This is a genomic window from Wohlfahrtiimonas larvae (genome assembly GCF_002006755.1).
Taxonomy (GTDB): Bacteria; Pseudomonadota; Gammaproteobacteria; order Cardiobacteriales; family Wohlfahrtiimonadaceae; genus Wohlfahrtiimonas; species Wohlfahrtiimonas larvae.
Genome location: NZ_MVDO01000110.1, coordinates 1 through 4,186 on the forward strand (window position 1 = coordinate 1; position 4,186 = coordinate 4,186).

The 4,186-nt window shown below is 38.9% G+C and carries 3 protein-coding genes; all 3 read right to left on the bottom strand.

Annotation, left to right across the window (positions count from 1 at the left end; genetic code table 11):
* Positions 1-1,295 (bottom strand): MATE family efflux transporter (locus BZK14_RS06765; protein ID WP_077925780.1); only part of this gene is annotated, 1,295 nt, incomplete at its 3' end.
* 47 nt (positions 1,296-1,342) lie between these two features.
* Positions 1,343-1,987 carry a MarC family NAAT transporter gene (locus BZK14_RS06770; protein ID WP_077925781.1) on the bottom strand — a complete coding sequence of 215 codons (645 nt, stop codon included), beginning with the start codon at positions 1,985-1,987 and terminating at the stop codon, positions 1,343-1,345.
* A 70-nt stretch (positions 1,988-2,057) separates the two neighbouring features.
* On the bottom strand, positions 2,058-4,186 hold a 2,129-nt coding region (locus BZK14_RS06775; RefSeq protein WP_077925782.1), incomplete at its 5' end, for a DNA gyrase subunit A.

Here is a 4,186-nt window from a genome sequence, read left to right on the forward strand (position 1 = left end):
ATTGCTGAACATGTTAAACCAATAATTAGGCCAATCCACACACCTTCTGCCTGCATATTTTTAATAACTGCTAAATAATAACCTATAGGCAAAGCCACTAACCAATAAGATGTAATACCGATTACCATCGGTGCTTTTGTATCTTTCATACCGCGCAAACAGCCTGCTGCTGCAATTTGTAACCCATCGGGCAATTGGAATATGATTGAGAAAATTAATAAATGCGCACTTAACTTTAAAATTTCAGGATCATCTGAAAATACCATTGGTAAATATGACTTCAAAGCAAACAGATAAATGCCTGTGCAAATCATGATACCAAAACACGTTAATCGCCCCATTTTTGCGATGCGCATTGCACCCTCAAAATCTTTACGCCCCATACGCTGGCCAATTAAGGCGATCAATGCAAAGGATGTACTTAGAGGAACCATAAATGTCAAACTTGTAATATTCAATGCAATTTGATGACTATTAATCACAATTTCGCCAAAACGGCCTAAAATCAGTCCTGAAACTGAGAATAAAGCAACTTCTGCAAAGATTGACGCACCATTCGGTACACCAATTTGTAACAATCCTTTTACTTGTTTAAAAATACGCGCGCGATAGCGGAATAAATTTAACGTTTTCAAACGAGGTTCTACCCGATAAAACATCAACATGCATGCTAACATGCTCCACATCGCAAAAGCAGTACCTAAACCAGAACCAATCACACCATAACTTTTTAATCCTATCGGCTCATACCCATATACTAAAAAGTAGTTCATAACCCCATTCACAACAAAACCTACAAATGTCACAATGGTGACAGGCAAAGGACGCGCAACGCCTTCACAAACACAGCGCAATGTATTGAATAAGAAAATAGCAGGCACACCCACAGACAATGCACGCAGATAATTGACTGACAGCGGTATAACATCATCTTGAACTTCAAAGAATCTAAGAATATATTCTGACTGCCACATTATTGAAATGGCAATGACAGAAAATACCAAGGCAACAGAAACACCACCATGAAAAATGGTTGGAATTCGTTTAACTCGTTTCGCACCAAACTGGTGAGCAGTCAAAATAGTCACAGCCATCAATGTGCCGCTCGCAAATAACAAGATTGGATTCCAAACAAAAACACCCATTGCAACACCTGATTGCACAAGGGCATCAAAATGCCCTGTAATGGCTATATCTGTCGTCCCCATGCCTACTTGCAACAACTGCGTACATAAAATTGGTAACGCCAATAAAATGAGCGCTTTAAATTCAGCGCCCACAAATATTTTTTTCATAAAACAACCTTAATAACAACTAGATGATATGTTTACTTATACATGATTTATGTTGTAGTTTGGAAAATTTCCACAATCCCGTTGATACAAAATTGCACACCCATACAAACCAACAAAAATCCCATAATACGAGAAATAACTTCAATTCCACCTTCACCTAATTTTTTCAAAATCACACCAGAACTCTTTAAGCAGAACCATAAGAACCAACATAGTCCCATAAATGCAATAATTGGAGATGTGTACATAACCCAAGTTGCCACACCAAAATTTTGCATTGTAGAAGCAATACTAATCACCATAGCAATTGTCCCCGGCCCTGCAAAACCTGGCATTGTTAAAGGAATAAATGAAAGGCTTGTTGAATTACTCGTTAATCCCTCATCCACAACATTGCCTTGTGTTGGTGCTGGAAATAGCATTTGAAAACCAATAATTAAAACGATCAGTCCACCTGCAATTCTTAATCCTGGTATTGATATTCCAAAAATATTCATTACCAACTGTCCACAGAAGAAACTCACCAACATGACACAAAAAGAATATTTAGCAGCTTCTCTAGATTGTTTTTGTTTATCTTCAGGAGAAAGTCTTGCTCCTAAGCTCATCATTAAGGTTACGGCAACTAACGGATTTGCTAATGGTAATAGCATAAAAAACACGACAAAAATTATTTTTATAAAATCAAACATAATATTATCTCCTCAAAATAAAATAAGGCAGCCAGAGGTCTGCCTTATTAAACGAAGATAGTAATTGATATTACTCTTCCACTATCACTATCTCATCCTCAGCCTCTTCGAGCACTTTATCTTCTTGCACTTCTTCACATTCTTCTGCTTCAACAGCAGTTAAACCTACTAATTTATCGGATGCATCCAAACGAATTAAGCGAACACCTTGTGTATTTCGTCCCAAAATAGAAATTTCAGAGACACGAGTACGAACTAATACACCATTGCTTGAAATCAGAATCACCTCTTCTTGTTCTTCAACCAAACAAGCACTAATTACATTACCATTACGCTCAGATGTTTGGATACCAATCATCCCCTTGCCGCCTCTACGATGACGTGTAAACTCCTCTGTACGAGTACGTTTACCATAACCATTTTCAGTGGCAATTAATACAACACTATCATCTTCTGGAATAATCATTGATAAAATCGTTTGATCATTTGTTAAATTCATCGATTTAACACCGCGCGCACCACGCCCTGTATCGCGAACATCTTCTTCACTAAAGCGATTCACTTTACCGTCTGATGTAAAGAGCATGATATCTTTAGTGCCATCAGTAATAGTTGTACCGATCAACTCATCACCTTCATCTAATGTGATCGCAATCACACCTGTAGAACGCTGACTTGCAAATTTATCCAATGTTGTTTTCTTAATCACACCAAGCTTTGTTGCCATCACAATATATTTATCAGCAACATACTCATCCACTGGCATGATGGAGCTAATGCGTTCACCTTCGCTCAATGGTAACATATTCACGATTGGGCGGCCTGATGAACCGCGGCCTGCTTCTGGCAATTCATAAGTGTGTAACCAATAAACGCGACCCGTTGAAGAGAAGCACATCAATTGTGAATGCGTACTTGTTGTCATCATATTCACAACATAGTCTTCATCTTTAACTTTAGCCGCAGATTTACCTCGCCCACCACGTTTCTGTGCTTGATATTCACCGAGCTGTTGATACTTGATATAACCGCGATGAGATAACGTTACAACCACTTGTTCATCTGCGATTAAATCTAAAATATTGATATCTTCTGCAGCTTGGCAGATTTCTGTACGACGCTCATCATGATAATCCGCACGTACTTTTTCTAACTCTTCTAATACAACTTCACGTAAACGATCAGGATTCACTAAAATTTCAATAAATGCAGCAATTGCTTCTAATAAGCTCTCATATTCACCGTGAATCTTATCTTGTTCTAAACCTGTTAAACGCTGTAAGCGCATATCCAAGATTGCTTGTGCTTGTGTTTCTGTTAAGCGATAGCCTTCAGCCAATAAACCAAAGCCTTCCAACTCGCTCATTTTTGCATTTTCATTCAAATGTGCAGCACGTTCTAGCATTGGGATAACATCACCTGCCGCCCAAACCTTCGCCAGCATTTTAGTTTTTGCAGTTGCGCCATCTGGTGAAGAGCGAATCAGTTCGATCATTTCATCAATGTTCGCCAATGCAACTGTTAAACCTTCTAATAAATGCGCGCGTTCACGCGCTTTACGCAAATCAAAGATTGTACGGCGAGTGATCACTTCACGACGATGCGCCACGAATGCTTCCAATACTTGTTTCAAGTTCAACAATTTTGGCTGACCTTGATCGATTGCAACCATGTTGATGCTGAAACTGCTTTGCAATGAAGTATGTTTGTACAATTGATTCAACACAACCATACCTGATTCGCCACGTTTCAATTCAATGACGATGCGCATACCATCTTTATCGGATTCATCACGCAAGCCATCTGGTGCAATGCCTTCAACGATTTTATCGCGGTGCAACTCAACAATTTTTTCAATCAAGCGAGCTTTATTCACTTGATAAGGCAGTTCTGAAACCACAATCACTTCACGATTACGTTTTTCATCAATTTCAATTTCACAACGCGCACGAATCACAACACGACCACGGCCTGTATGATACGCTTCACGAATTCCACGTGTACCATTGATGATGGCTGCTGTTGGAAAATCTGGCGCAGGAATATATTCCATCAAACCATCGATTGTAATTTCTGGATCATTGATCAATGCAACACAAGCATTGATGGTTTCAGTTAAGTTATGTGGCGGAATATTTGTCGCCATACCAACCGCAATACCTGATGAACCATTTACCAATAAATTTGGAATTTGTGTTG

What these genes read in the sequence shown, in the direction of transcription:
- BZK14_RS06770 (WP_077925781.1), bottom strand. Translation starts at nt 1,987, where the DNA reads ATGTTTGATTTTATAAAAATAATTTTTGTCGTGTTTTTTATGCTATTA.